Source organism: Cellulosimicrobium sp. Marseille-Q4280 (assembly GCF_943181405.1).
Lineage (GTDB): Bacteria > Actinomycetota > Actinomycetes > Actinomycetales > Cellulomonadaceae > Cellulosimicrobium.
In genome coordinates this window covers 31,389-56,639 of the sequence record NZ_CALPBY010000003.1, presented here as the reverse complement: position 1 = coordinate 56,639, position 25,251 = coordinate 31,389, and the positions used below count along the sequence as shown (strand labels likewise).

The 25,251-nt window shown below is 73.5% G+C and carries 21 protein-coding genes; 10 read left to right on the top strand and 11 right to left on the bottom strand.

The window, feature by feature from the left end:
- Nucleotides 1-262: 262 nt before the first annotated feature.
- Nucleotides 263-970 carry a DnaE2-dependent mutagenesis accessory factor ImuA' gene (gene imuA' / locus NFS20_RS08360; protein WP_251151319.1) on the top strand — a complete coding sequence of 236 codons (708 nt, stop codon included), beginning with the start codon at nucleotides 263-265 and terminating at the stop codon, nucleotides 968-970.
- A 150-nt stretch (nucleotides 971-1,120) separates the two neighbouring features.
- Nucleotides 1,121-3,259: a hypothetical protein gene (locus NFS20_RS08355; RefSeq protein WP_251151318.1), complete on the top strand. Its 2,139-nt coding sequence runs from the start codon at nucleotides 1,121-1,123 to the stop codon at nucleotides 3,257-3,259.
- A 78-nt stretch (nucleotides 3,260-3,337) separates the two neighbouring features.
- Here NFS20_RS08355 and NFS20_RS08350 read toward each other — a convergent pair whose 3' ends face one another.
- Genes NFS20_RS08350 through pilM form a run of 3 tightly spaced genes read right to left on the bottom strand, consistent with a single transcriptional unit; the run spans nucleotide 3,338 to nucleotide 6,005 of the window.
- Complete coding sequence (locus NFS20_RS08350) at nucleotides 3,338-4,114, bottom strand: hypothetical protein (protein ID WP_251151317.1); 777 nt, start codon at nucleotides 4,112-4,114, stop codon at nucleotides 3,338-3,340.
- Nucleotides 4,114-4,929, bottom strand: coding sequence for a hypothetical protein (locus NFS20_RS08345; RefSeq protein WP_251151316.1), 816 nt, complete (start codon nucleotides 4,927-4,929; stop codon nucleotides 4,114-4,116). Before NFS20_RS08345 ends, NFS20_RS08350 begins: the two co-directional genes overlap by 1 nt.
- Nucleotides 4,926-6,005, bottom strand: coding sequence for a pilus assembly protein PilM (gene pilM, locus NFS20_RS08340; RefSeq protein WP_251151315.1), 1,080 nt, complete (start codon nucleotides 6,003-6,005; stop codon nucleotides 4,926-4,928). The genes NFS20_RS08345 and pilM overlap by 4 nt, the downstream gene beginning before the upstream one ends.
- Before the next feature lie 124 nt (nucleotides 6,006-6,129).
- Here pilM and NFS20_RS08335 point away from each other — a divergent pair, with 124 nt between their 5' ends.
- The 8 genes from NFS20_RS08335 (at nucleotide 6,130) to NFS20_RS08300 (ending at nucleotide 14,392) form a co-directional block, all read left to right on the top strand.
- Nucleotides 6,130-7,767 (top strand): GspE/PulE family protein, encoded by a 1,638-nt coding sequence (locus tag NFS20_RS08335; RefSeq protein WP_251151314.1) that lies wholly within the window; start codon nucleotides 6,130-6,132, stop codon nucleotides 7,765-7,767.
- An 8-nt stretch (nucleotides 7,768-7,775) separates the two neighbouring features.
- On the top strand, nucleotides 7,776-9,041 hold the full coding sequence (locus NFS20_RS08330) for a type IV pilus twitching motility protein PilT (protein ID WP_251151313.1): 1,266 nt from the start codon (nucleotides 7,776-7,778) through the stop codon (nucleotides 9,039-9,041).
- On the top strand, nucleotides 9,041-10,243 hold the full coding sequence (locus NFS20_RS08325) for a type II secretion system F family protein (protein ID WP_251151312.1): 1,203 nt from the start codon (nucleotides 9,041-9,043) through the stop codon (nucleotides 10,241-10,243). The genes NFS20_RS08330 and NFS20_RS08325 overlap by 1 nt, the downstream gene beginning before the upstream one ends.
- A gap of 10 nt (nucleotides 10,244-10,253) precedes the next feature.
- On the top strand, nucleotides 10,254-10,781 hold the full coding sequence (locus NFS20_RS08320; RefSeq protein ID WP_251151311.1) for a hypothetical protein: 528 nt from the start codon (nucleotides 10,254-10,256) through the stop codon (nucleotides 10,779-10,781).
- A gap of 113 nt (nucleotides 10,782-10,894) precedes the next feature.
- Nucleotides 10,895-11,497, top strand: coding sequence for a DUF3105 domain-containing protein (locus NFS20_RS08315; RefSeq protein WP_251151310.1), 603 nt, complete (start codon nucleotides 10,895-10,897; stop codon nucleotides 11,495-11,497).
- A 5-nt stretch (nucleotides 11,498-11,502) separates the two neighbouring features.
- Nucleotides 11,503-12,228, top strand: a complete 726-nt coding sequence (locus tag NFS20_RS08310) for an ABC transporter ATP-binding protein (protein ID WP_251151861.1) — start codon at nucleotides 11,503-11,505, stop codon at nucleotides 12,226-12,228.
- On the top strand, nucleotides 12,225-13,709 hold the full coding sequence (locus NFS20_RS08305; RefSeq protein WP_251151309.1) for a hypothetical protein: 1,485 nt from the start codon (nucleotides 12,225-12,227) through the stop codon (nucleotides 13,707-13,709). The genes NFS20_RS08310 and NFS20_RS08305 overlap by 4 nt, the downstream gene beginning before the upstream one ends.
- Complete coding sequence (locus NFS20_RS08300) at nucleotides 13,706-14,392, top strand: hypothetical protein (RefSeq protein ID WP_251151308.1); 687 nt, start codon at nucleotides 13,706-13,708, stop codon at nucleotides 14,390-14,392. The genes NFS20_RS08305 and NFS20_RS08300 overlap by 4 nt, the downstream gene beginning before the upstream one ends.
- Before the next feature lie 78 nt (nucleotides 14,393-14,470).
- Here the strand turns inward: NFS20_RS08300 and NFS20_RS08295 are convergent, their stop codons facing one another.
- From NFS20_RS08295 to NFS20_RS08260, 8 genes are all read right to left on the bottom strand, one after another.
- The gene (locus NFS20_RS08295; protein ID WP_251151307.1) at nucleotides 14,471-14,854 is read right to left on the bottom strand and encodes a hypothetical protein; all 384 of its coding nucleotides are present in this window, start codon (nucleotides 14,852-14,854) and stop codon (nucleotides 14,471-14,473) included.
- A gap of 13 nt (nucleotides 14,855-14,867) precedes the next feature.
- A complete protein-coding gene (locus NFS20_RS08290; RefSeq protein ID WP_251151306.1) occupies nucleotides 14,868-15,617 on the bottom strand; it encodes a hypothetical protein in 750 nt (249 codons plus the stop codon).
- Between the two features lie 23 nt (nucleotides 15,618-15,640).
- Nucleotides 15,641-19,018, bottom strand: coding sequence for a DUF7305 domain-containing protein (locus NFS20_RS08285; RefSeq protein ID WP_502800807.1), 3,378 nt, complete (start codon nucleotides 19,016-19,018; stop codon nucleotides 15,641-15,643).
- 17 nt (nucleotides 19,019-19,035) lie between these two features.
- On the bottom strand, nucleotides 19,036-21,435 hold the full coding sequence (locus NFS20_RS08280) for a hypothetical protein (protein ID WP_251151304.1): 2,400 nt from the start codon (nucleotides 21,433-21,435) through the stop codon (nucleotides 19,036-19,038).
- 81 nt (nucleotides 21,436-21,516) lie between these two features.
- Nucleotides 21,517-21,672, bottom strand: a complete 156-nt coding sequence (locus NFS20_RS08275) for a hypothetical protein (protein WP_251151303.1) — start codon at nucleotides 21,670-21,672, stop codon at nucleotides 21,517-21,519.
- Nucleotides 21,669-22,055: a hypothetical protein gene (locus tag NFS20_RS08270; RefSeq protein WP_251151302.1), complete on the bottom strand. Its 387-nt coding sequence runs from the start codon at nucleotides 22,053-22,055 to the stop codon at nucleotides 21,669-21,671. The genes NFS20_RS08275 and NFS20_RS08270 overlap by 4 nt, the downstream gene beginning before the upstream one ends.
- Before the next feature lie 70 nt (nucleotides 22,056-22,125).
- Nucleotides 22,126-22,974: a CPBP family intramembrane glutamic endopeptidase gene (locus tag NFS20_RS08265; RefSeq protein ID WP_251151301.1), complete on the bottom strand. Its 849-nt coding sequence runs from the start codon at nucleotides 22,972-22,974 to the stop codon at nucleotides 22,126-22,128.
- Nucleotides 22,971-25,163, bottom strand: coding sequence for a transglycosylase domain-containing protein (locus tag NFS20_RS08260; RefSeq protein WP_251151300.1), 2,193 nt, complete (start codon nucleotides 25,161-25,163; stop codon nucleotides 22,971-22,973). Before NFS20_RS08260 ends, NFS20_RS08265 begins: the two co-directional genes overlap by 4 nt.
- Between the last annotated feature and the right edge of the window lie 88 nt (nucleotides 25,164-25,251).

Below are 25,251 nucleotides of genomic sequence, written 5' to 3'. Positions count from 1 at the left end.
TCCTCTGGGGGGTGCCCCAGTGGGTACCCCGGAGTCAGTACCTACTACTACTTATACGACTACGAATTCGTCTCCGTTACTCCGTAGTACCACCCACCAGGACCCCCAATAGGGCCCTGACCAGCACAAACGGTCCCCGGTCGGCAACGGAGCACCCTGCGGAACAGCGACGGAGCAACGCAAACGCCCTGGTCAGCGCTCCGCAGCCTCCACACCGACCCCAAGTCCGAACACCCGTTCGAAGGTGTCTCATACTGGGAGGGTGACGGCACCAGCCCCCGACGCGCTCGAGACGGCTCGTGCGGCACTGCGCCGCGCCGAGCTGCGCACCGGCGTGCAGTCCGTGGCCCAGCCCGTGCCCGACGTCGAGGACCGACCCCGCCCGCTCGCCGCGCTGCTCGACGGCGGCACCCTGCCGGCCGGAGCCGTGAGCGTCGTGGCCGGGTCCACCAGCCTGCTGCTCGCGCTGGCCGCGATGTCCCAGGGCTCGTCCGACTGGGTCGCCTTCACCGGGATGCCCGACCTCGGCCTGCTCGCCGCCGCGGACGCCGGGCTCGACCTCGACCGCGTGGCCCTCGTGCCCCAGGTCCGCACCGAGGGCGCCACGGTCGTCGCCGCGCTGCTCGACGGGTTCGCGCTCGTCGTCGTCGGCGACGCCGTCGCGCTCACCCGCGCCGAACAACGCCGCCTGCTGGCCCGGGCCCGAGAGCGCGGCGCGGCCCTGGTGACCACGACGGCGTGGGAGCAGGCGGCTGTCCGGCTGGAGGTCGCCGCCCACCGCTGGTCCGGAACCGACCGCGGCGAGCGGTACCTGCGCCGCTGCGAGCTCGACGTCGCCCGCACCACCCGCGGCGCGACCGACCGCTGGACGCTGACGCTGCCGACGCCCGGCGGCGCGCTCGTCGATCCCGTGCAGGGGCAGGCTCGACCGGCTCGGGCCCGCCGCGACACGTTGCGCCTGGTCGGGTAGCCGCCGGCCGGCCAGGTCGCACGCCCTGGCGCGGATGTATGACACGCCGGGCCGCGCAACGGGCCAGCCTCGGCGCTGAGGGGCGGGGTGTGTCATACACTCGACGGGTCAGGCGTCCGGCAGGGCGCAGATCCACCCGATTGGACCCAGATGCCCCCCGCAACGACGATGGTGGACGAGAGCGCGCCGCTGCTGCGTGAGCTGCGCGACGCTGCCGACAAGTCCTTCACGGGCGCCGTGGACGCTTCCGCCGGCGGGCTCACCGTGAGCGTGTACCTCGAGGACGGTCAGGTGCGCGCGATCCAGTCCGACCACTTCGCCCCGCCCGCCGCCCAGCTCGCCGAGTCCATCACCGGCGCCCCGGCCCCCGAGGGAACCCACCCGCTGGCGCACCTCAGCGAGGCCGAGCAGCTCGGGCCCGACGTCGAGGCGCGCCTCGCGGTCATCGAGCGGTTCATCCTCGACTGGTCCTACGGCCTGCTCGCCTCGGCCCTGACGTGGCCGGGCGCGACCATCACCAGGCGCAAGGGCGCCGAGGCCACCGGCGGCTTCTGGCACAAGGACCTCGCCCTGGTGATCCAGGACGTCACCTCCCGCGTCGACGAGCTCGTGATCTCCTGGGAGGTCATCTCCACTGAGCTGTCCCGCAACGGGATGGAGCCGCGGCCCGCATCGCACGCCGCCCCGATCCTGGTCGCGACCATCCCCGGCGAGGACGACTTCGACGGCACCCGCACCGTCGACGAGGTCGCCTACGTCACCGGCACCACCCGGTACACAGTCCTGTCGCGCGTCTCCTCGGCGATCATGTCCGGCAAGGTCCCGGTGACCTTCACCGCGAACCACGCCAGCATCGAGCTGCCGCAGTTCCCGGTGCCCGAGGCCCTGGAGGACCCCGACAACGAGTGGGCCGGCGCCGCGGCGATCGCGGGCGTGCCCTCCCCGACCCTGACCGAGCCCGAGCCGGCCCCCGAGCCGACGCCCGAGCCGGAGCCGGTGGACGAGCTGGCCGCCCTGGCCGCGTACACCGCGCCCCAGCCGGCCGCCGCACCGCACGTGCCGCCGGCCCCCGAGCCCGAGCCGGTCGCACCGCCCACCCCCGTCATCCCCGAGCCGGCGCCCGTCGCGGACGAGGAGACCTTCCCGCGCGACTGGGTGGCCCGTGCCGCCGACGAGCGCGAGCACGAGATCCGGGAGACCGTCGTGTCCGAGACCGTCAAGACCGCCGGGCGCCTGGCCGCCGAGAAGGTCGACTCCCTCGACCAGGCGGTCGCCTCCTACGAGCAGGCCAGCGCCGACCTCGCCGCCGCGCAGGGACAGGTGCACGTCGCCCAGTCCGACCTCGTCGAGGCCCAGACCAAGGCCTCCGACGCCGAGCGCTCGGTCGCCACCGTCCGGGCCCAGGGCCAGGCCGTGCTCGACGCGCTCGCCCAGGCCGAGGCCGCCGAGTCCGAGGCATCCGCCCGTGCCGCCGCGGCCGAGCAGGCCGTCGCTGCCGCCCGCGCCGCGCTGGCCGCCGCCGAGCGAGCCCAGTCCGAGGCGGAGTCCCTCGCCCAGGCCGCCGGCGGCACCGTCGAGGTCGCCAAGGCTGAGGTGGAGCAGACCGTCGGCGTCCCGCTGCGTGCCGCCGAGGCGGAGCTGGCGCGGGTGCGCAGCGAGGTCGTCGAGCCGACGCAGGTGCGCCTGGAGACCCTGCTGGCCGGGGTCGAGGCAGTGCGCGGCACGTTCGGCTCGGCCGAGGAGCGGGTCATGGAGGTGGGCGCCGACGCGGAGAAGTCGATCACCGTGCTGTCCACGCTCGAGGCGCCCGAGCTGGTCGTGGCCCCCGTGCTGCACGACCGCCTGCTGGCGATGCACCAGCGGGTCTCGCAGGTCCGCGGCACGCCGTCGGGCGTGGCCGGCGCGCACAGCGGCCAGCCGGTCGCCCCCGTGGCTGCGCCGGTCGCGCCGGTGTCCGCGCCGACGCCGGTCGCCGTGCCGTTCGGTGCGACCACTGCGGCCGCCCCGGACGCGCCGGCCGCCGCCGTCGCGGTGCCGTTCTCGCCCGAGCAGGCACCCACCGCGCCGGTGTCCGCGCCCACGCCGGTCGCCGTGCCGTTCGGTGCCGCAGCCGCGGTGCCGTTCCAGGCCCCGGTCACGCCGGCCGACGGCGTCGACGAGGTCGCGCTGCCGGTCCCGACCCCGGGCGTGGCGGCCACCTTCGAGGAGGTCATCGCCCCGAGCGAGGACGCCGTGCCGTGGGACGGCGCACCCGCCGTCGCGTGGGAGCCGGTCACCCAGCAGGGCTGACCAGCCCAGCACGAAGGCCCCGAGACCGCTGTGGTCCGGGGCCTTCGTCGTGCTCGCGCGCCGCGCCGCGCGTGCGGCTCAGCCCTGCTCGGGCTCGGCGTCCGCCGTCTCGCTCGCCTGCGGCTCGGTGTCCGCAGCCTCGTCCTCGGCCGGGGCGTCGCGGTTCACGAGCGCCTCGATCTGGGAGGCCAGGCCGTCGACGTCGACCTGCTGCAGGAAGTAGACCGCCTCGATGCGCATCGTGGCCGACCCGTCGTCGGACAGCTGCATGCTCGAGGACGTCACCACGACCAGGCGCGAGGCCTCCTGCAGGCCGGTCAGGAAGTCGCGGACCTGGGCCTGCGAGCCGCGCACCTCCATCGTGACGTTGTACGACGCGAGCACCGCGGCCGCCGGCGGCGGGGCGCTGAGGGGGTCCGTGTCGCCGGCGCCGTCGACGACCTCGGCGGTGTCGGCAGCCGTCTGCCCCTCGGCGGACGCCGTCGCAGCGGGCGCCACCGGCGCGGTCACCATGCTCGGCAGGCCGACGTCGACGTTGCGCACGCCGTCGATGCCCGCGGCCTGGGCGATCGCGCCCAGCTGCTGCAGCAGCACCGGCTGGTCGATCGTCGCGGTGACCCGCTCGCCGAGCGAGCGCAGCTCGTTCACGCGCGGGGCGATCCCGTCCAGCTGGGCGCGCAGCAGCGGCAGCCGCGAACGCATCGACTGCGAGGCCGACTCCGACGCCTGGGTCTGGGCGCTCAGGTCGCCGTGGTGGGCCAGCGCGGGGGAGACGGCGCCGAACCAGCCGCCGGCGAGGATCGCGAGCGTCACGCCGCCGGCGATCAGGGTCTTGCGGTCGCGGGGGATCATCATCAGCCCTGGGCTCCGTCCTGCTCGCCCAGGTTGATCTCGAGCGGCTGCGTGGTCTGGGGGTCGGTCGCGGTGTCCGCGCCTTCGGTGTCGGCGGCCGGGTCGGCCTCGGGCGCGGCGTCGGTGGCCTGCGTGCGCACGAGCTCGGTCAGCCCGACGGTGCCCGAGACGCTGGCGTCCGCGCCGACGCTGGGCACGTACGGGTCGGTGAACCAGTCGTCGCTCGACAGCGCCGCCAGCAGCCCGGGCACGTCGGCCGGCGTGCCGGAGAACGTGATGCACCCGACCCGGTCCGTCTCGGCCGCGAACGGGTCGGTGGACACGCACGCGTCGCCGCTGGAGGTGTCGACCTGCACGGAGGCGACGTCGATGCGCCCGGCGGCCGCGGCCAGGAACCGGTCCAGCACGGAGTCGTGGTCCACGGACTTCGAGGCCTGGTCCTGGATCGTGTCGGTCAGCGACTGGGTCTGCGTGGCGAGGTTCGTCACGGGGGAGTAGACCGCCATGTCCGCGCTCAGCGCCTGCTCGACGATCTTGGCGTCGTCGAGCTGGCTCTGGGCGGAGCCGTTGGTCACCAGCATCGCGCCCCACACGCCCGCGACCAGCACCCCGGCCCCGGCCGCGGTGGCGATCGCGCCCTGGCGCACGGTGCGCTCGGCCGCGCGCTGGCGGTACTTGTCGGGCAGCAGGTCCACGCGGGGCTGGTCGATCTTCACCGCCTGCGCCGCGGTCTTGCCCGCGCCCTGGCCGGCGGGCGGGGCGTCAGGGTCGGACTTCTTGCGCCGGAGCAGCTCGCCCAGGTCGACGTTCAGGTTCATCGGGTTCCCCCCAGCGAGACGCTCGCAGCGAGCGCGACGGTCAGGTCCTGGCCGGTGGCGTCGGATGCCGCGCGCACCTTCTCGGGGTTGCGCACCCAGGCGCGCCCGTCGAGCACGGCGACGCGCCCGCGCGCGCCCAGCTCCACGGCCAGGCGGATGGCCAGGCGCGGCAGGCGCGACTCGCCGCCGGACAGCCACACGCGGCCCAGCGGTGCACCGACGCTGCGGCACAGGCCCTCCACGGTCTCCACCACGCCCTCGGCGAGCGCGGAGGTGAAGCCGGCCATCTGGCCGGAGATGTCCAGGTCCCGCTCGCGGAACGGGTCCTCGGGGTTCGGCGGCCCGGCGAGCTTGAGCGCCTCGGCGCGCTCGGGCGAGATGCCCATCGACAGGGCGATGTCCTGGGTCAGCATCTCGCCGGCGAGCTGGTTCATCGCCAGGTCGTAGGCGAACTGCTTGTCCAGGATCCCGGTCACGGTCACCGTCGTGGCGCCGAGGTGGATCAGGACGTCGACCGCGCCGGGGCCCGAGGAGCTGGCGGCCAGGAACCGGGCCAGGGCGAAGGAGGTGACATCGACCGAGGTGGGCACCAGGCCGGCGGCCCAGACGGCGTCGAGGATCGAGTCCAGCGCGAGCTTGTCGGCGCCGGCGATCGCGACGGTCGCCTCCCGGGTCGCGGCGCCCTTGTCGTCCAGGCGCTCCTCGACCGCGGCGACGTGGTGGCTGAGGTACAGGCGTGCGGGGTCCTCGGGCATGACCTTGTCGGCCTGCTGCGCCACGACCACGGCCATGTCCTTGTGCGAGGGCAGGTAGGGCACCTGCGCGGAGCGGACGGAGACCGCCGGGTGCGAGCCGATCACCAGCGCGGCCTTGCGCGTGCGGAACCCGCCCTTGCGCCACAGGTCGCGCAGCGCGGAGACCAGGGCGGCGGAGTCCTTGACGACCCCCTCGACCACGACCCCGGCCGGCAGCGGGACGGCGTGGGCCCGCTTGACCGTCGCCGTGCGGCCGTTGCTGTCGCTCTCGACGGCGCGTACGCCGGTCGTGCCGATGTCCAGGCCGACAACGCTTCCCATGTGGTGTGCCCTCGGATCGAGTGACTTCGCGACGCGCCCCGGGGCGCCTCGCCTGTTCACGGGGAAGTGTGTCATACACTCGGGACCGATTCCGGTAGGCGCGGCGCTGTTCATGGAGGATTGTGTGACTGACAGTTACGGGGTCCTCGTGGGTGCGGGGATGATGACCGAGGAGCAGGCCTCCTCGGCCCGTTCGATGACGGCCGGCGACGTGCTCGAGCGCGCCAGCCTCGTCTCCGGCCAGCCCGCTGGCGTGCTGTTTGCCGAGCTCGTGCGGCGCACCAGCGGCAGGAACGCGACCACGGACCTCATCGCCGAGCGCACCACGCCCGAGGCGGTCAACCTCATCACCCGCGAGCGTGCCGAGGCGCTGCAGTACATCCCGCTGCGGTTCGAGGGCTCGACCCTGATCGTGGCGGGCACCATCGAGTCCACCGGCGACCCCGTCAAGCGCCAGACCCTGACCCAGCTGCTCGGCGGGCAGTCGATCTCCTACCTGGTCGCCCGCCAGGGTGAGCTGGACGTCAAGATCTCCTCGTCCTACCGCAACGAGGCCAAGATCGGCGAGCTCGCAGCCGCAGCCGACGGCAACACCGCCGCCTCCCTGGAGGCCGGTGTCGAGATGGTCGAGCTGTTCATCAAGCAGGCGATCCAGGACCGCGCATCGGACATCCACTTCGAGCCCGGCCCCTACGAGATGGCGGTGCGCTGCCGCATCGACGGCGTCCTTGTCGAGCGTCCGTCCATCCCGATCGAGATGGCCCCCAACGTCATCTCGCGCATCAAGGTCCGCGCCGACATCGACATCTCCGAGAAGCGAGTGCCTCAGGACGGGCAGATCCCGTTCAAGATCGGTGCCCGCAACGTCGACATCCGCGTCTCGACCCTGCCGACCATCCACGGCGAGAAGGCCGTGCTGCGAATCCTGGACAACTCCGCGCGCCTGGAACTCGCCTCGTTCGGCATGAACGCCCAGGTCCACCAGCGCTGGACCGACGGCTTCACCCGCCCGCACGGCATGCTCCTGGTCACCGGCCCGACAGGTTCCGGCAAGTCCACGACCCTGTACGCGACCCTGGCGGAGCTGGCCACGCCCGAGCGCAACGTCGTGACCGTCGAGGACCCCGTCGAGTACCAGATGCCCGGCGTCAACCAGGTCCAGGTCCACGGGCACGGCCTGACGTTCGCCGACGCGCTGCGCTCCATCCTGCGCCAGGACCCCGACGTGATCCTGGTCGGCGAGATCCGCGACCTCGAGACCGCCCAGGTTGCGATGGAGGCAGCGCTGACCGGCCACCTCGTGCTGTCCTCCCTGCACACCAACTCCGCGGCCGAGGCGTCCGTGCGGCTGATCGAGATGGGCGTCGAGGAGTTCCTGGTCGCCTCCGTCGTGGAGTGCGCACTGGCTCAGCGTCTCGTGCGACGCCTGTGCGACGCGTGCCGCGAGGCCGTCGAGCCGACCCCCGATGAGCTCGCGCTGATCGGCTTCGAGGTCCCGGCGGGTACCCCGACGACGTTCTTTGTCGCCAACGACGCCGGCTGCTCGCGGTGCTCGAAGGGCTACCGCGGACGCATCCCCATCTACGAGGCCGCCCACCGCACCGAGGCGATGGAGCAGTTCATCGTCAGCGGAACCGTCTCCTCGCCCGGAGCCAAGGCCGCCGCGGCCGCCGACGGCATGATCACCCTGCGCCAGGACGGCTGGCTCAAGGTCGCCCAGGGCCTGACCACCGCCGCCGAGATCCTCCGCGTCACCGCCTGAGAGGCACCATGCACCCCACCTCGCCCATGCCCCAGCTGTTCACGGGTGCGCCCCGGCCGGTACCGCCCGCCCCGCGCGCCGTGCCGGCGCCTGCCGCGCCCGTCGCCCTGCCGACCGCGACCCCCACCGCGCCGACCGAGCACGTCGAGCCCACCAGCCCCGGCGCGCCCATGCCGATGCCGACCGGCGTCCAGCCGTTCAACGGCACGCTCGACACGATGCTGGTCTGGCTCGCCGAGAACAACGGCTCGGACCTGCACCTGGCCGGCGGGGAGGTGCCGCGCGCCCGCATCAACGGCGACCTGATCCCGATGGACTACGGCCCGATCCTCACCGAGCACCTCGAGACGATGCTCGGCGCCATCATGTCGGCGCGCCACGCCGCGCAGTTCAAGGCGACCAACGACGTCGACCTGGCCTACCAGCTCGGGGAGAAGCTGCGCTTCCGCGTCAACGTCATGCGCGAGCGCGGGCGCATCGCCGCCGTGATGCGGACCATCCCGACCGCCGTCAAGACGGTCGAGGAGCTCGGGCTGCCGACCGCCCTGTGCAACCTGGCGACCCTCAAGCGCGGCCTGGTGCTCGTGTGCGGACCGACCGGTTCCGGCAAGTCGACCACCCTGGCCGCGATGATCAACCTCGCCAACCGCACCCGGCGCGGGCACATCATCACGATCGAGGACCCGGTCGAGTTCCCGCACGCGTCCCTGCAGTCCAAGGTCACCCAGCGCGAGGTCGGCGCCGATACCGAGTCGTTCGCCTCGGGCCTGCGCGCCGCGATGCGTCAGGACCCCGACATCATCCTGGTCGGCGAGCTGCGCGACCAGGAGACCACCCGCATCGCGCTGGAGGCGGCCGAGACCGGCCACCTGGTGTTCGCGACCATGCACACCAAGTCCGCCCTGGAGACGGTCGACCGGTTCGCCGGCCAGTTCCCCGACGCCCTGCAGAACCAGGTCCGCATGCAGCTGGCCCAGATCCTCGAAGGCGTGATCGTCCAGCAGCTGGTCAAGACGGTCGACGGCAACGGGCGCGCCGCGGCGCGCGAGATCCTCCTGCTCGACACCGCCTCGCGCGCCCTGATCCGCAGCGACAAGCTCGCCCAGATCACCTCGGTGCTGCAGGGCGGCGTCTCTCGCGGCATGACCACGATGGACATGGACCTCGCCCGCCTGGTCAACGCAGGCGTCATCACCCGCGAGGCGGCCGCGGAGGCCGCCCTGTTCCCCGACGAGCTCGCCACCCGTCTCAGCGCTGCAGCCCGGAGGTCCTGATGCCCCAGTTCGACGTTCGCTACCTGGTCGGCTCCACGATCGTCCCGGAGCGCATCACCGCCGACAACGAGGACGAGGTGCGCGCCGGCGCATCCCTGCGCGGAGCGACCCTGCTGTCGGTGAAGAAGGTCGGCACCGGCATGAAGATGGAGATCGGCGGGCCCAAGCGGGTCAAGCCGGACGAGCTGAACCAGTTCGTGCGGATGTTCGCCACCATCGTCGCCGCCGACCTGTCGGTGCTCGAGGCGCTGCGCATGATGAGCAAGGAGATCGAGCACCCCACGCTCGCCTCCGCGGTGGACGCCGTCGCGACCGACGTCGATGCCGGCTCCTCGCTCGCCGCGGCGTTCGAGCGCCACCCGTCGGTGTTCCCCGCGCTGCTGATCAACGCCGTCAGCGCCGCCCAGAGCGGCGGCTTCCTGGACACCGCGCTGCTGGCCACGGCCGACACGCTCGAGGAGCAGGCCGAGCTCGCCGCCGACGTCAAGCAGGCCTCCACCTACCCGCTGACCGTCCTGGTCGTCGGCATCCTCGCCTCGGTGATCATGCTGGTGTTCCTGCTGCCGCGGTTCGCCGGCATGTTCGACGAGCTCGGCGGCGAGCTGCCGCTGCTGACCCGCATGGTGATGGCCGCCTCCGAGGTCGTGAAGTGGGTCGCGATCCCCGTGGCGGTGCTCGCCGCGATCGCCGCGGTGTGGTGGCGGCGCAACAAGCACCGCGAGTCCGTGCGCCGCACGATCGACCCGATCAAGCTGCGCGTGCCGATCTTCGGCCCGCTGGCGCGCAAGCTCGCCGTGACCCGGATGCTGCGCACCCTGGGGCTGCTGCTTGAGTCCGGGGTGTCGATGATCGAGGCGATCCCCAAGGCCGCCCCGACGGCGAACAACACGGTGATCTCCGGCGCGCTGCTCAAGGCCGGGGAGTACGTCCAGCTCGGCGAGGACCTGTCGGTGCACCTGTCCGACGACGGGCACATCCCCACGATGGCCTCGCAGATGCTCAGGGCCGGGGAGAAGGTCGGCGACCCCGGGCCGATGCTCGACCGGGTCGCGAAGTTCTACCACTCCGAGGTCTCGCGGGCCACGAAGAAGATGTCCTCCACGCTCGAGCCCATCCTGATCACGACCGTCGGCGCGATGATGGGCGTCCAGCTGCTCGCGATGTACCTGCCCATGTTCTCCGTCTTCGAGCTGATCGGCTGAGGGGCCCTACGTGAGCATCCCGATGGTCCCCGGCGCCGCCACCGCGAACGCCATCCCGTGGGAGTTCTCCGAGGCGGGGGAGGACTACATCCAGTACGCCTGGCGCTCGGACCCCTACGTCGACCCCAACGGCCGGTTCGTCGCCACGGTCATCTACGACGGGTCCACCTGGTCCTGGCGCGTGGAGTCCCTGGCGCCCGGGCACGGCGGCGTCCTGGGCGCCGGGGACGGCCCGGGGCGCGACTACTGCCAGGAGATGGCCGCCGAGTGCGTGGGCAAGTCGTTCGACTCCGCCGCCCCGCACCGCGGCCTGGCAACTCCCGCCTCCCACCGGTACACCCTGGCGGGCGGCAACCGCGTCGACCTGTCCCAGGTGGCCGGCGAGCACGCCGTGCTGACGCTGCGCGACGGGCAGGTGCGCGAGGGCGCGCTGATGATCGGCGGGCACTACCTGTCGCTGCGCACCGAGGACCGCATCGTGCACGTCCCGCCGTCGGAGGTCACCGGCGTGGCGATCAGCCCTGCCGCACATAGGTAGGGGGATCGCGGCCGCCCGGCCGGGCGACCTGGAGGAGGACGTACGTGGCAGACCCGTGGTGGAACGACCCGAGTGCGCCTCGCGCGCGTGCACGGGCCCACACCCGCCGCGGCGTGCGCAACGCCCTGGTCGTGGCCGCCGCTGTCGTCCTGGTCGGCGCGTCGATGCTGAACCCGGCGCCGGCGCTGCAGGCCCAGGACGTCTACGCCGGCGGCGTGCGGTACGCCCCGGCCAGCGTCGAGGCGCTGGCGGCGCGGTGCGGGCCCGTCCAGCAGGTCATCGCCCTGGACTCGGCGATCGGCACCGTGCCGGTCACCAGCGCGCTGGCCTACCAGACCGACGTGCCGGTGGCCGGGTGGATGGCACCGGACCTGCCCCGGGCTGGGACCGCCACTCCCGAGCAGGGCGTGCGCGCCCTGTGGCAGGGGCAGCGCATCGTGTGGCTCGGCGCCGGCGCGTCCGCCGCTGACGTCGCCGCGGCCCGCGAGGCCGTCGCTGAGCACCCGCAGTGGAACGCCAGCGTGCACCGCTGGCCGGGCGACTACCCGTGGCAGCTGGGACCTGAGCAGGCCGTGGCGACCTCCTGGGGGACCCTGCAGTCCTGCACGACCCTGGCGCCGCAGGTCATCGACGCGCTGTTCGCCGACGCCGCGCCCGCGCCCGGAGCTCCCGGGCAGACCCCACCGTCCCTGACCGAGAACGAGGCCAGCGCGTGACCCCCATGATCGAGGTCCGAGACCTGCACGTCACCTACGACGGCGGGAAGGTCGCCGTGGACGGAGTCAGCCTGCGCGTGCCCGCCGGCGGGGTCCTGGCGCTGCTGGGCTCCAACGGTGCGGGCAAGTCGACCACCATGAAGGCGATCGCCGGGGCGTGGCCGCTGACGTCCGGGACCGTCGCCGTCGACGGGCAGGTCGTGCGCTCCGCGGCCGGAGCGGACAAGACCCGCTCGCGCATCGGCTACTGCCCCGACGTGGGTGGCCTGCCGCCGATGATGACCGTGCGCGAGCTCATCGGCATCACCCTTGCCGCGACCGGCCGGCTGTCGATGTGGCCGTCCGCGCTGGGCCTGGCCGAGCGGCTGTCGGTCGCCGACCGGCTCGACCACCCCGCGCACACGTTCTCCCACGGCGTGGCCCGCCGCGTCTCGGTGCTGCTGGCCTGCCTCGGCCAGGACGGGGTGCTGCTGCTCGACGAACCGTTCGACGGCGTCGACCCCGTCGGTGCCCGCGCCATCGTCGACCTCGTCGCCGAGCACCAGAGCGCCGGCGGCGCCGCGATCGTGTCCACCCACCAGCTGGAGTGGGCCGTCGAGGTGGCCGACCAGGTCGCCGTGATGACCGCCGGCAAGGTCCGCGACGCCGGTCTCGGCCGCGACTTCGCCGGTGCCCGCGGCGCGCGCCGCTACGGCGCCGTGCTGGACGCCGCCGCCCGGAGCGCGGCGTGAGCGCCCTGGCGCAGGTCCGCACCGCCCGGGTGCTGGCCGCGGCGCGCTGGCGGGGCCTGCGGTCTCCGGGTGCCCGGTTCGCCATGTGGGTCGGGTTCGTCGCGTGCCTGCTGATGGTCGCGGTGACCTCCAAGCTCGGTGACGTGCTGCGCGAGGCCGCCCGGCCGATGGACTCCCAGGGTGACGCGGCGCGCACCGTGCTGGGCTTCGCGCTCGAGCATCCCGAGCGGGTGTGGGCGCTGGCGCTGGCCGGCGCGGCGGCGACGTCGCTGATGACCCTGGCGACCCACACCGGCAACAGCCGCCTGCTGGCCGCGCCGCTGGGTGCCCTGGTCCGTACCGGGCACCTGACCCGGTACCTGGAGTCGGTGGGCGCCGCGGCGATCTCTGTCGTGCCCGCACTGCAGCTGGCGACCCTGACCGGGGCCGCCTCGGTGCTGACCGCCGACGGGCAGGGCCGCCCCCGGGTGATCGCCACCGCGATGGCCCTGGTGGTCGTGCTGCACCTGCTGCAGGTGGGTGCCGCGTGGGCCGCGACCCTGCTGCCGCGCACCCGCCGTGCCCGCTGGACCCTGACCGGGGCCGGCGTGGCCGTCGGGGCTGTCGCGGCGCTGTCCTGGCAGCACCTGCTCTCGGCCGCCTGGTGGCTGCTGGACGGTCCCGCAGCCCTCGCCGGGGCGTCGGTGGCTGTCGCGGGCCTCGCGGCGCTGTGCGGCGGCCTGTGGGCGTGCGCGGCCTCGGCGAACGTCGCCCCGGCGCGCGTGGCCGGGCAGGTCCGCTCGGTGCGGATCCCGACCGAGCCGTTCGCCGCCGCCCGGGCGTCCCTGGCGGTGCCCGCGATGCGGTCGGCCGCGGTCCGCTCGGGCATGACGATGGCGCTGCTGGCCACCGTCGCGCTGGTCGCGTTCGCCCGCGACGTCACCGTGGTCTCGGTCGCCGTGATCGTGCCGCTGGCGTGGTCGCTGACCTTCACCTCGAACTTCCTGGCCGCCCACGGGCGCGGCGCGGCATGGATCTCCTCCCTGCCGTCCGTGGCCGCGGCGATGGCTCGCGCCGGCGCCCAGCTGGCCGTCGCCGTCCCCGCTGCCGTGCTGGTCGTCGCGGGCGCAGGCATCGCGGTGCTCGCCCCGGACCAGCTCGTCTCGTTCGCGCTGGCCGCCCCGGCGGCCGTGGCCCTGCTCGCCGGGCTGTCCGTGCACCGTGCGGTGCGACGCCCGGTCGGCGCGGGCATCGAGCGCGGCGGCCCGCTCGTGCCGGACTCGGTCACCCTCGTGGAGCTGGTGCGCCTCGGTGTGGCGTCCGGCGTGGTGTGGGGCGCGACGACCTGGCCGGTGCTGGTCGCAGCCGAGGAGTCGCACATGGTCGCCCGAGTGGCGGCCACCTTGATCCTGACCGGCACCGGCGCCGGTCTGCTCATGATGTCCATCCGGTCCTGGCACTCGCGCAGCGCCCGGGCCCTCGCACAGGCAGGTACCGAATGAGCGGCCTCACCACGTCCGCGCGGCGCAGCTTCGACGCGCACGCCTCGGCCCAGTACGTCGAGCTCTCCCGGGAGCGGGCACGGCTGCGTGACGCGCCCGGCGCGCTGGCCGCCCAGATCGTCTCCGACATGCACAAGGTGATGTCGGGCCTGTGGTCCAAGGCGTCGGGTACCAACGACCCGGCCGGCTCGTTCTTCTCGATGGCGACCCAGGTGATGCGCCCGGCGCTGACCCTGGACGGCTCCGACCTGAGCGCGCACGACACCGTCGAGGTGCTGCGCGAGGGCTGGTCGGTGTCGATGCGGGCGCTGGCGATCCCGCTGTTCTTCCCGCCGATCAACCACCTGGACCAGCTCGGGGTCGTCACCCCGGCGCAGGTGCGTGAGGCCGCCATCGGCGACGAGACGCTCGACGGGTTCCTGGCCACCGCCCGGGCGAAGGTCGCGTCCACCTCCGGCCCCGAGCGCGCCTCGTGGGCGATCCGGGCGCACCTGGTGGTCATGGCCGACCAGGTCGCGGACCTGTCGCTGATGTCGGCGCTGGCGCGCTGGCAGCTCATCGAGCAGCAGGCGCACTCGTTCGGCGGCGACCCGTGCGCCGCGGCGCGCGAGGTGCTGGGCCCGGTGGAGTGGGTGCGCCTGTCGGCGACCCTGGACGGGTTCGGGCTGCACCAGAGCGCCTGAGGGCCGCCCGCACCGCCCCGCACACGACGAAGCCCCGGCCGCCGAGATGGCGCCGGGGCTTCGTCGTGCCGCGATGGCCTACAGGCCGGCCAGCTCCTCGAGCACGGCGCGGGCCTGCAGCGGGTCGACCCGCTCGACCGGGGTGACGTCGCGCGTCCAGGTGGCCTGCGGGCGCGGCTTGAGGTTCTCCACGCGCCGCGACTGGGCGTAGGCGACCGTCGCGAACGACGCCGACACCGCGGCGGCCACGATGCTCGTGGCGAGCGCGCTGACCGGCGGCGCGGGCGGCTGCTCGACGACGGCGACCGGCCCGGTGTCGGTCGTGCGACGCACGCGTGGGCGCGGCGGCAGCGCCCAGGGGTCCTCGCCGGGGGCGGCGGCGCGCCCCTGACCGACGGGCTCGGTGCCGTCGGTCAGGCCCAGGGCCCACGCGGAGTCGCCGCGCTGTGGTGTGCGGTCCATGTCGCTGCCCCTCCTACTCGGTGACGATGATGGTGAACGGGAACGGGTTCTCGTGGGCGTCGATCCACTCCTGCGCCGCGGCCAGCACCTCGTCCTTGGTGCCGGGCTTGGACAGGAACGACGCGACGTCGTCACGGGCCCAGAACGCCCACGCTGCGCTGCCGTCGGTGTTCGTCCACGGGATGATCAGCACCGGGTGCAGACCGGTCTGGGAGTGCACCCAGGTGTCGACGTCCTCGCGGGCCGCGGTGGCCTGCTGCATGTCGCCCATGCCGTTGGCGGGGGCGGCGGCCTCGACGATGTCGGCCACGACAGGCTCGGGCAGGTCGGTGAACGGGTCCACGACGTGCCAGGTGCCGTCGTTGAGGCCGATGGCCCGCAGCCCGTCGGTCAGCAGGCCCGGGTCGGCGTCGAAGGTGTCGCCGGCCTTGGGCATCGCGGTGCCGTCGGCCTGGGTCGCGGCCGGCTCGGGGACGACGGGGTCCGGGTCGGCCGGCTTCTCGGTCGGCGCGACGACGGACTGCGGCCCCATGACGGTGGGCGGGGGCGCAGGCTCCTCGAGCGCGGTCTGCACGAGGGCTAGCGCGCCGGCACCGGCGATCCCGCAGACGAGACCGCCGAGCACGAGCAGCGAGACCAGGCGCCGGCGCGGGCTGGGGCGCGAGGGGCGCTGGCGCCCTCGCTCGCGCGAGCGGGCGGGACGCTCGGGCTGGACGTCGAGCACGTCTGCTCCCGCGTTGCGCTCGGGCTCGGTGGTGTTCACGGTCCTCCTTGAGGGGGCGGGCATCAGAAGTAGCCGACAGCGCCGACACGTGCAGATGTGCGGCCGCCGGGCGCCACGCACCAGGCGGAGACGCTGGCGTTGCCTGCGCCCCAGCCCTGCCCGGTGTTGGCCCAGGAGCCGGCGCCGACGTTCTGCTGGCCGGTGCCGCCGAACGCGGCCTGGACCCACCAGTCGGCGCGGAATGTCATGCCCGCCGGGCAGGCGCCGGTCCAGGTCAGCGTGCGCCAGTCCGACACCCAGATCTGCACGCCGGACGGGGTCGGCACCGGGTGCCACATCTCGATCGGGCCGTGCGGGCCCGTGGCGGCCGACGCGGCGCCGGACGCCGGGTTGAAGCAGCGCACGTTCAGCTGCTGCTGGGCGCCGACGGCGTAGCTGGACACCTGCGACATGGTGTACGCGGTGACGGTGGAGTTCGCGGTGCCGTTGACCCAGGTCTGCACCCACGGGTTCCAGTTGCCGTTCGTCGGGCGGTCGCGCTTCTGGGTCTGCGGGATGGTGCCGGGCGGGCAGATCGCGCCGCCGCTGTACTTGAGGCGGGCGAACATCTGCGGGTAGGAGCTGTAGGTGTCCCAGCCGTTGACCTTGGCCGCGGTGATGGTGAGCTGACCGACGGGGGCGTTGGACCACGCCCCGGCGACACCGGCAGCCGAGACGGCGCGCACGCGCGACTCGATCTTGGTGCCCTGGGTCGAGGGCCCCTGCGTCTGGGAGGTGGCGGTGCCGACGTTCGACACCCCGGACCAGCCGCCGCCGTTGACGCGGTACTGCGTCTCGTACCGGGCCGCGCCCGCCACGGTCGTCCAGGAGTACCGGGCGGTCGTGGAGGTGATGGAGCCGACCGACATGGTCGGGGTGCCGGGGATGAGGTCTGCCACGGCGACCGCGGACCAGTCCGAGGACCCGGCGGCGTTGACGCCCCGGACGCGGAACTCGATCTTGGCGCCCGAGCTCACGGTCACGACCCGCGACAGCGCCGCCGCGTTGCTCGTCGTGGACGACCAGGCCCCGCCGTCGACGCGGTACTGGTAGGCGTAGGTCGCCGCGTCCGTGGTCGCGCCCCAGGAGAAGCGAGCGGAGTCGCCGGCCACCTCCGAGACGGTCACGGTCGGCACGCCGGGCACGTCGAGCGTGACGAGCTCGATCGCGGACGAGCACCAGGTGTCGCCGTTGTAGCGCACGCAGATGCGGTACCGGTTCTCACCGAGCGCCGGTGCGGGCTCGGCGAGCTCGGTGGTGCCCAGCGGCATGGTCGCGAACGTGGAGAAGGACCCGCCGGTCAGGGGTGCGACCTGCGCGATGAGGTCTCCGCTGAACTCGCCCTCGGGCGGCAGGGTGCCGCCGGGTGCGTCCCAGGCCATGCGCACGGTCTGGACCTGCGTGCCGTTGTCGCGCACGTTGGTCGGCGCCGTGACGGGCACGCCCGGGTTGGACGGGGTGAACGAGACGTTCTCGTTCCAGTTCGCCCAGCGGTCGTTGACCTCCTGCTGGGTCAGGGTGCGCCCGTAGACGACGACGTCGTGCAGGACGCCGCGGTTGCCGTTGGCGAGCACGGTGGGGCCGCCCGCGGTGGGCGAGCCGACCTTCGCGGTGCCCTTGGCGATGGAGTCGACGTACAGGGTCACCGCGCCGTCGTTGGTGACCGTGACCTGGTACAGGTGCGGCTTGTCGCGGTTCTGGATGGTGAACGGCACGCGGGACTGGGTGCCGCCGGCCTCGACCACGACGTGGCCGATGGAGTTCATGACCGCGCGCACGCCGGCCGCCTGGACGGTCTGGGCGGTGTTGTACGACTGCGGGTCGCCCGAGCCCCACCACTCCAGGGTGACGCCCTGGGTGGCAGAGCGCAGCGCCTGGTCGGACACCGCGGCGCCGCCGGAGCGCAGCTTCGCGGCCTTGCCGCACAGGCCCTCGCCGCGGTCGGTGGTGGTCCACTCCAGGTCGGAGTCACCGGCGGAGTCGAGCGCGACCAGGCCGGACGGCTCGTTCAGGCGCCAGTAGGAGATCGCGTCGACGGGGGCGGGCAGCACACAGGTGCCGGTCTCCCAGCCGCTCGGGATGTCCCAGCTGTCGCCGGTGTCGATGACGTCGTAGGTGCCGGTGGTCCAGGCCTTGGCGGCGCCGGGCACCGGATCGGCGTAGCGCACCGTGCCGGCGTCGTCGTACAGGTGACGCCAGGAGCCGCCGAGGCTGACGGTGTCGCAGACCAGGGATCCGTACCAGTTCATCTGCCCGGCGTAGGAGCCGCCGGCCTTGGCGTTGGCGGGGTCGGTCGAGCACGCGGCACGCGGGGCGTACAGCATCGCGGCGACCGCGGTGCCGGGGTTGGCGGTCTCGGTCGGGGTGATGGTGACGGCCTGGCCGGCGGAGTAGACGAACAGCTTCGCGGGATTGCCCAGCTGGTTGATCGTCGGGGCGTTCAGGGACGCGGCGAGCTCGATGGAGCCGTGCACGTACAGCGCGACGGTCGGGATGGTGACCCGGGTAGGCACGTCGATGATGAGCGAGCCCTTGACGCACAGGGTCGGGGTGTCGATGCGGGCGCCGCGCTCGGAGGCGACCCAGTTGCCCTCGACGACGGCGGTGCAGGTGGCCGAGTCCATCCACGCCACGGACGCCTCGGTCGCGGGGGAGTAGGAGTGCGTCAGGACGGTCACGTCGGACTCGTCGCAGGTGTCGCCGGTGCAGCGCGTGGTGGACACGCCGCCGGCGCCTGCGGAGCCGTACAGGATCGTGGAGTCGGCGTCGGTGCCGGTGCCGTAGGAGACGAACCCGCCGGAGGCCACGACGCCGTTGCCGGTGCCCAGGTCGCCGCTGGTGGAGTTGTAGGAGCTGACGGTGACCGAGGGGCCGTTGATCTGGGTGGAGGTGAACCCGAACAGGGCGTTGCCGAACGGGCCGGGCGGGGTCGCGTTGTAGCGGATCTTGCCGGCCTCGGACTTCGGGCCGAGCCCGTCACGGGTCTGGTAGGTGACCGCCTCGAGCGGCACGCGCACGGCGCGCACGCGGTTGGCGTCCGACGGCGGCAGCTGGTCGCGGTCGTTGTCGACCCAGGAGTTGGTGATCAGGTCGTAGCGCACGGGCTCGGTGGCGTTGCCGGGCCGGGGCAGGGCCCAGTAGGCCGAGCAGACGGGCCGGTTGCCGACCTCGTCGCACGTGGTGGTGGCGGTGGCCCGGGTGGCGGGCAGCACCTCGCCGGCCGACAGCAGCGCGACGGCGTCGGCCACGGCCACGTCGGTGCGCTGGGTGACGGCGACCAGGTCGTTGGTCGCGTCGGTGCGCGAGATGTGGGCGACGGCGATGGTGACCATCGCGGTCGCGAAGGAGGCGATGAGGAGCGTGACGATGACGATCCACTGCATCGCGCCGCGCTGGCGCATGTTGTTCACGGGGGTCCTCACCAGGCCTGGAAGAAGGTCGAGCCGGCACCGGCGTTGCCGCTGCCGTACGAGCGCGCCCACAGCGCCTTGCCGGTCGAGCTGTAGACGACGAGGTTGCCGTCGTCCTGCATGACCACGCGGGATCCGGCGTTGCCGCTGGTGGCGGTGTGCTTGAGGGCGGTCGAGCCCTGGTAGAGCACGAGGTTGCCGTCGGTCTGCATGCTCAGGCGGGTGGTCCCGAGCGTGGTGTTGTGGGTGTAGGCCACGGCGGCGCCGGTGGTCGTGTCGTAGATGACGAAGTTGCCCGCGGCCTGCAGGTAGGCGACGTACCGGCCGTTGGGGGACACCAGCGCGGTGCCGCGGCGGTTGTCGATGTTCGCGCCGCCGGAGGTGGAGGCGTTGGTCAGCTGCTCGCCGGCGTTGAGCCGGTCGGCGGGCATCTGGACGGTCATGCTGGAGGCGGGGCCGGTCCCTCCGGGGCCGACGGCGCTGACGCTGACCTGGGCGCTGGCCCCGACGGTCATGGTCGCGGTCGCGGTGGTGCCGTTGACGGTCGCGCCTGCGGCGCCGGTCACGACGTAGGAGGTGGCGCCGGCGGCGGGCTTCCAGCTGAACGAGACGACCCGGCCGCGGATGCCGTCGATCTGCAGACCGGACGGTGCTGCAGGGGCCAGCGTGGCCGAGATCGAACCCGACCAGGCCGAGAAGCCAGCCTCGTTGATCGCCCGCACGCGGATGACCGACAGGGTCTCGCCGGGGTCGCCGTTGACGCGCGCGACGGTCCCGTTGACCGTGCCGTTCGGGTGCACCTGGTAGGACGTCGCGCCGGGCACCTCGTCCCACTTGACGGTGACGACGCCGGGCTCCTTGCCCAGCAGGCGCAGGCCGGTGGGCGCGGCGGGGGCGACCGGGCCGGGCGTCGGCTCCGGGGTCGGCTCGGGCGTCGGCTCCGGGGTGGGCGCCGGCTCGGGCTCGGCGGTGGTGTCGGGGTCGGCAGCCAGGCGCAGCGGCATGGTCGTGGTGGACCCGTCGACGGCGCGGGCGAGCACGAGCGAGGCGGCCGAGGACGTGGCGCACGAGGCGGTGCCCGGGGCGGTGAGCTCCCAGGTGGTGTTCGTCGAGACCTGGATGATCGTGCCGGCGAGGTTGAGCGTGACCTTCTCGACCGAGGTGGGGGTGGCGGCCACGATCTGGGAGGTGACGGTGCCGTCGGCCTCGCGCACGGCGATGGTCGCCCAGGCGCGGTCGGCGCCCGCGGTGGTCGCGGTGGTGGCCGACATGCCGACCGAGCCGCCGGTCGTGGTGACGCGGATCGGGGCACCGGTGCCGTCGGGGGTGCACCAGGTCTTGGAGTCGGGGTCGGCCAGGGTGGCGGCGACGGCGTCGATGTCGGTGCCGGTGTCGCGGGCGACGGTCCAGAACGCCGGGGTGGTCGTCTCGACGGTCGCGCCGTCGACGCGCGCGGCGAAGGTGACCTCGACCTTGCCGGGGCGGATGATCCCGGCGGGCTCGGTGCCCTGCTGGACGCTGTCGGCCGCGACCAGGCCGGTCCAGCGGGTACCGCCGTCCAGGCTGTGCAGGTCGATCGACTGGGTGCCGGTGCGCACGGTGTCGCCGTAGGCGTACTGGTAGTCCCACGTCGCGACGACCTCGTCGGCCACGACCGAGGTGCGCGCGTACAGGTCGACGTCCGAGCCGAGGCGAGCGGTGTCGGCGTCGGAGACCATCGTCGAGCCGTCGAGCACGCGCCCGGAGCGGATGTAGGACTCGCAGACCGCGGCGGCGGGGCTGGCGCACGAGGAGGAGTCGGCGGCCGACGCACCGGAGGTCGGGTCGATGTCCGATCCGGAGGCGGTGCGCACGATCATCTGGACCGAGCAGTGCACGTCGGTGCCGGTGCAGGACCCGTCGAGCTGGCCGGCGTTCGCGGTGGCGGCCCACTCGCCCTGGACGACCACGCGCCGGGCCCGGGAGACGCTGTCGCCGGGCGCCGGCGGGACGGCGGTCACGAACGTCTCGACGCGGTAGGTCACGCCGTCGTTCTCGAACGTCTCCACCGGGGCGACGTCGAAGCTGGAGGTCGACGCGGGGCGCACGTCGCCCAGGACGATGGCCTGCTCGGCCAGCGCGGCGTCGGCGCCGTCGACGACCGGCAGGGTGAGCGTGCCGGTGCTGACGTCGTCGTCGTTGCCATAGAAGCCCAGGTCGGAGTAGTCGGCCTGGCGGGCCTTGGCCATGATCGCCTGCGTCGCGGTGGCGTAGGCGGCCATCCGCTCGGACACGGCCTGCACGCGCAGGCTGTTGACGCTCGAGGCGGCGGCGAACGAGATCGTCAGCGACAGCAGGAGAAGGCCGACGATGGCCTCGACCAGGGTGCCGCCGCGCTGGTCGCGGAGCGTGTGGCGCAGGCGCAGCACGGGCAGGACTCCTCTGGGGGACGGTCATCGACCCCCTGAGTGTATGACACACCCTGCCTGTTTCCAGGCCTCGAAACGCCGCTATCCGAACAGAAGCCTGGCCTTGCGCGCCGTGTTGGTGTCAGTCACGCTGGCCGTCGCGGGGGCGTCGGACTGGGCAGGGGTCGACGCCGAGGGTCCGGTCAGGAACTCCTCGTCGACGTCCGCGCTGAACAGCGCCTCGGCCCCCTCGCTCACTTCGAGCCTCGCCGCGAGCGTCGCGGCCCGCCGGCGGCGGGCACGACCATCTTGACCTCGGAGCCGATCTCCGAGCGCCCGTACTGGTCGATGAAGGTCGTGACGACCTTCGCCAGCGACACGCCCTCACGGTCGGCGCGAGCCCGGGCGCGCAGGATCAGCAGCATCGGCATCCGGAACGAGAACATCGGTGTCTTGCCGCCAGGGTTGGGCAGCGGCAGCTCGGTGGGCAGCTCCTCGTCGCGGCCGAGCCGCTCGTTGGACTGGCGGATCCACCGGCGCCACACGCCGAGGACCTCGGCGTCCGACACCGGAGGGGCCCCCACCTCCATCGGCAGCGATGCGGCCTCGCCCGGCAGCAGGTCGTCGGCCTGGTTGGTCATGGGTGCTCCTTCGATCGGGTGGGGCTCGGCCATGAGGCTAGCGCTCGTTGTGTCTGTCACCGCGCACTGCTCACGACGCCACGCCGGTGACCATGAGCAGGACGCCGACGCTGTTGAAGGTGACGTGCGCGGCGCATGCCGCGGCCAGTCCCTTGCGCACGGCGATGACCCCGAGGGCTGCGCCGATGAGCGTGGTCTGGGCCAACACGTAGATTCCGGACGCCGACAGCGGGCTCGTCAGGGCGCCGCTGGCGTCGACCGTGGAGGCGTGCGGCAGGCCGAAGGCGATCGAGCTCAGGACGATCGCCGTGACAGACACCACACGCGGATTCAGGCGTGCTCGGCGTGTCAGGCTCGCCGCGATCGACCGCAGCGCCAGGCCCCGGAAGAACACCTCCTCGGCGATCGGGCCGACCACGGCGCCGCCGAGCAGGACCGCGGCGCTGGCCCACCAGGCGCGCTCGGCGGTCATCCACCCGGAGTTGCCCTCCACGCCCCAGCCCAGGTGTGCGGCCAGCAGGTCCACGCCGATGCTGAGTGCGCGCAGCATGAGCGCCACGGCGACGGCCCAACCCAGGACGCGCAGCTGGGCGGCGCCGTGACGCATCGCCCAGGGGCCGATCAGGTCGCGCATGGCTGTCCCGACGCGGCGTGCGGCCACGGCCGGCCAGCCGAGGAACACCGCCCACATCGACGCCATGCCGGTCAGCAGCACGAACGTCGTGTTGGCGACGTCGGCAGGGTCGGTGCCGCCCGCGAGCTCGATCGCGAGCGCGCCGCCGCCGATGACGACCTGCGCGACGATCAGCGCGAGCACGCCGGCGCCCAGGTCGAGCGCGCCGAACGGGCGCGGCGCGGGGGCCGGGCCCCACAGGTCTGCCCGCGACCAGGTGGCGTGCGGCGCGGTGGCGGCGCTCACGACGCGCTCCCGGCGACGGTCAGGGCCGCGCTGGTGCGCGTGGACGTCCCGGCCTCGGGGGTCTGGGCGATCACCGTCCCGGCGGGCTGGTCGGACGCCGGGTCGTAGGTGACGGTGACGTCGGCCTCGACGGCCTCGAGCACGGCGCGTGCGGCGGGAAGGGTCATGCCCACGACCTTCGGGAAGGTGAAGCCGGAGACCGTCAGCGGCCCCGGGGACGGGAAGGGGGAGGTCGCCTCGCCGGCGGTGACGTCGGCCATGACGCGGTTCCACAGCGGTGCAGCCACGGTGGAGCCGTACACGGTCTGGTGCGTGCGGCCCCAGGCGGTCACGCCGCGGGCGGAGTAGGACGGTCCGCGCGGGTCGCCGACCCAGACCGCGGCGGCGTGCGTGCGGGTGGCGCCGATGAACCAGGTGGCGCCGTGCTCGTTGGTCGTTCCGGTCTTGCCGACCCAGTCCTGCCCGGGCAGGGACACCATGTCGGCGGTGCCGCCGGGCGCGCCGGTGGCGTGCAGCACGGAGGTGACGTTGTCGGCCACGGCCGCCGGGACCGCCTGGTGGCAGTCGGGGTCCGGGGCGCTCAGCGCCTCGCCGGACGCGGAGTCGCGCACCGCGAGGATCGACATGGGGCGGCAGGCGACGCCGGAGGCGGCCAGGGTGGCGTAGACGTTGGTCGCGTCCAGCACGGTGGTCTCGAACGCGCCGAGGGTCAGCGACAGGTCGCCGTCGCCGACGCGGCGGGTGGCCGGGTCCATGCTGGTCATGCCGAGGTCGAAGGCGGTGTCGGCCACGGCCTGCACGCCGGTCTGCTCGGCGAGCTTCACGAACCACGTGTTCACGCTGTACTTGAGCGCGGTGGCCGAGTCGGTCTGCCCGCGGCTGATGCGGTCGAGGTTGGAGAACCCGCCGGCCGGGGAGTTGCCGCGCGAGGCGACGTACGGGTGCGGCGCGGTCAGCGTGGCGGTGGGGGAGAACCCGCGCTGCAGGGCGGCGGCCAGGGTGATCGGCTTGAACGTCGAGCCGATCTGCAGCTGCCCCTGGACCGGGATGTTGAACTGGGTGGCGCCGTGGTCGCGGGTGGCGGCGATCGCGGTGACGCGCCCGGTGCCGGGCTCGATGATCGCGGTCGCGGCGGCGACGTCCTGGCGGCCGAGCGCGGTGTCGAGCTGGCCCTGGGCGATCGCCATCTGGGCGGGGTCGAGCGCCGCGGTGACGGTGAACCCGCCGCGGTAGAGGTTGTCCTGCCGCTCAGCCTCGGTGGCGCCGAACGCCTCGTCGGCCAGCAGCGTGGAGCGGATCCAGTCGCAGTAGTACGGCCACGGGGAGGTGGTGCAGCCGTTGGGCAGGTCGAAAGATCCGGTGCCGAGCTCGGTGGCTGCCGCCTCGGCGCGCTGGTCGGGCGTGATCTTGCCGTTCGCGACCATCGTGGACAGCGCGACATCGCGGCGTGCGGTGGCGGCCTCGGGCGCGGTGTTCGGGTTGTACCCGTTGGGGTTGCGCAGCAGACCGGCCAGCAGCGCGGACTGCGCCAGGTTCAGCTGCGAGGCCGGGATGTTGAAGTAGTGCTGGGCGGCGGCGCCGATGCCGTAGGCGCCGTCGCCGAAGTAGGCGGCGTTGAGGTAGCCGAGCAGGATGTCGTCCTTGCTGGCGCTGGCCTCGAGCGCGGCGGCGTACTTGAGCTCGACGAGCTTGCGGTTCAGGGTGCCCTCGGAGGCCGCGGCCTTCTCGGCGTCGTCCTCGCCGGCGGCGGCGCGCATGAGCTTGACGTACTGCTGGGTGATCGTCGAGCCGCCCTGCTGGGTGTCGCGCACGAGGTTGCGGGCGGCGGCGCGCGCGGTGCCCTGCACGTCGATGGGGCCGTGCTCGTAGAACTCGCGGTCCTCGACGGACAGCACGGCGTCGATCAGGGTCGGGGAGATCTCGTCCAGGGACGCCACGGGCACGCGGTTCTCGGAGTAGAACACCGCGACCTGCTGGGCGTCGGTGGTCTCGACGATGACACGCTCGGGCATCGCGGCGGCGAACACCGCCGGGTCGACCTCGATGTCGTCCCAGTACCCGACCGCGGCGTTGACCTGGGCACCGGCGACGGCGCTCGGCACGGCGGACGCCGCCGACAGCAGCACCCCGCCGGCCAGCACGGCGACGGCGAAGGTGCCCAGCGGGCGCAGGTGGCGGCGAACGATCACGAGGGCGAGCCTACCGCGAGAATCGCCCCGGCGTGTCATACACACGCCGACGGCGTGCCGCGGAAGTTGGCGCGTATCGTGGTCGCTC

What these genes read in the sequence shown, in the direction of transcription:
- NFS20_RS08345 (WP_251151316.1), bottom strand. Translation starts at nt 4,929, where the DNA reads ATGAACCTGAACGTCGACCTGGGCGAGCTGCTCCGGCGCAAGAAGTCC.
- NFS20_RS08295 (WP_251151307.1), bottom strand. Translation starts at nt 14,854, where the DNA reads ATGGACCGCACACCACAGCGCGGCGACTCCGCGTGGGCCCTGGGCCTG.
- NFS20_RS08325 (WP_251151312.1), top strand. Translation starts at nt 9,041, where the DNA reads ATGCCCCAGTTCGACGTTCGCTACCTGGTCGGCTCCACGATCGTCCCG.
- NFS20_RS08300 (WP_251151308.1), top strand. Translation starts at nt 13,706, where the DNA reads ATGAGCGGCCTCACCACGTCCGCGCGGCGCAGCTTCGACGCGCACGCC.
- NFS20_RS08355 (WP_251151318.1), top strand. Translation starts at nt 1,121, where the DNA reads ATGCCCCCCGCAACGACGATGGTGGACGAGAGCGCGCCGCTGCTGCGT.
- NFS20_RS08350 (WP_251151317.1), bottom strand. Translation starts at nt 4,114, where the DNA reads ATGATGATCCCCCGCGACCGCAAGACCCTGATCGCCGGCGGCGTGACG.
- NFS20_RS08270 (WP_251151302.1), bottom strand. Translation starts at nt 22,055, where the DNA reads ATGACCAACCAGGCCGACGACCTGCTGCCGGGCGAGGCCGCATCGCTG.
- NFS20_RS08330 (WP_251151313.1), top strand. Translation starts at nt 7,776, where the DNA reads ATGCACCCCACCTCGCCCATGCCCCAGCTGTTCACGGGTGCGCCCCGG.
- NFS20_RS08285 (WP_502800807.1), bottom strand. Translation starts at nt 19,018, where the DNA reads ATGCGCCAGCGCGGCGCGATGCAGTGGATCGTCATCGTCACGCTCCTC.
- NFS20_RS08310 (WP_251151861.1), top strand. Translation starts at nt 11,503, where the DNA reads ATGATCGAGGTCCGAGACCTGCACGTCACCTACGACGGCGGGAAGGTC.
- pilM (WP_251151315.1), bottom strand. Translation starts at nt 6,005, where the DNA reads ATGGGAAGCGTTGTCGGCCTGGACATCGGCACGACCGGCGTACGCGCC.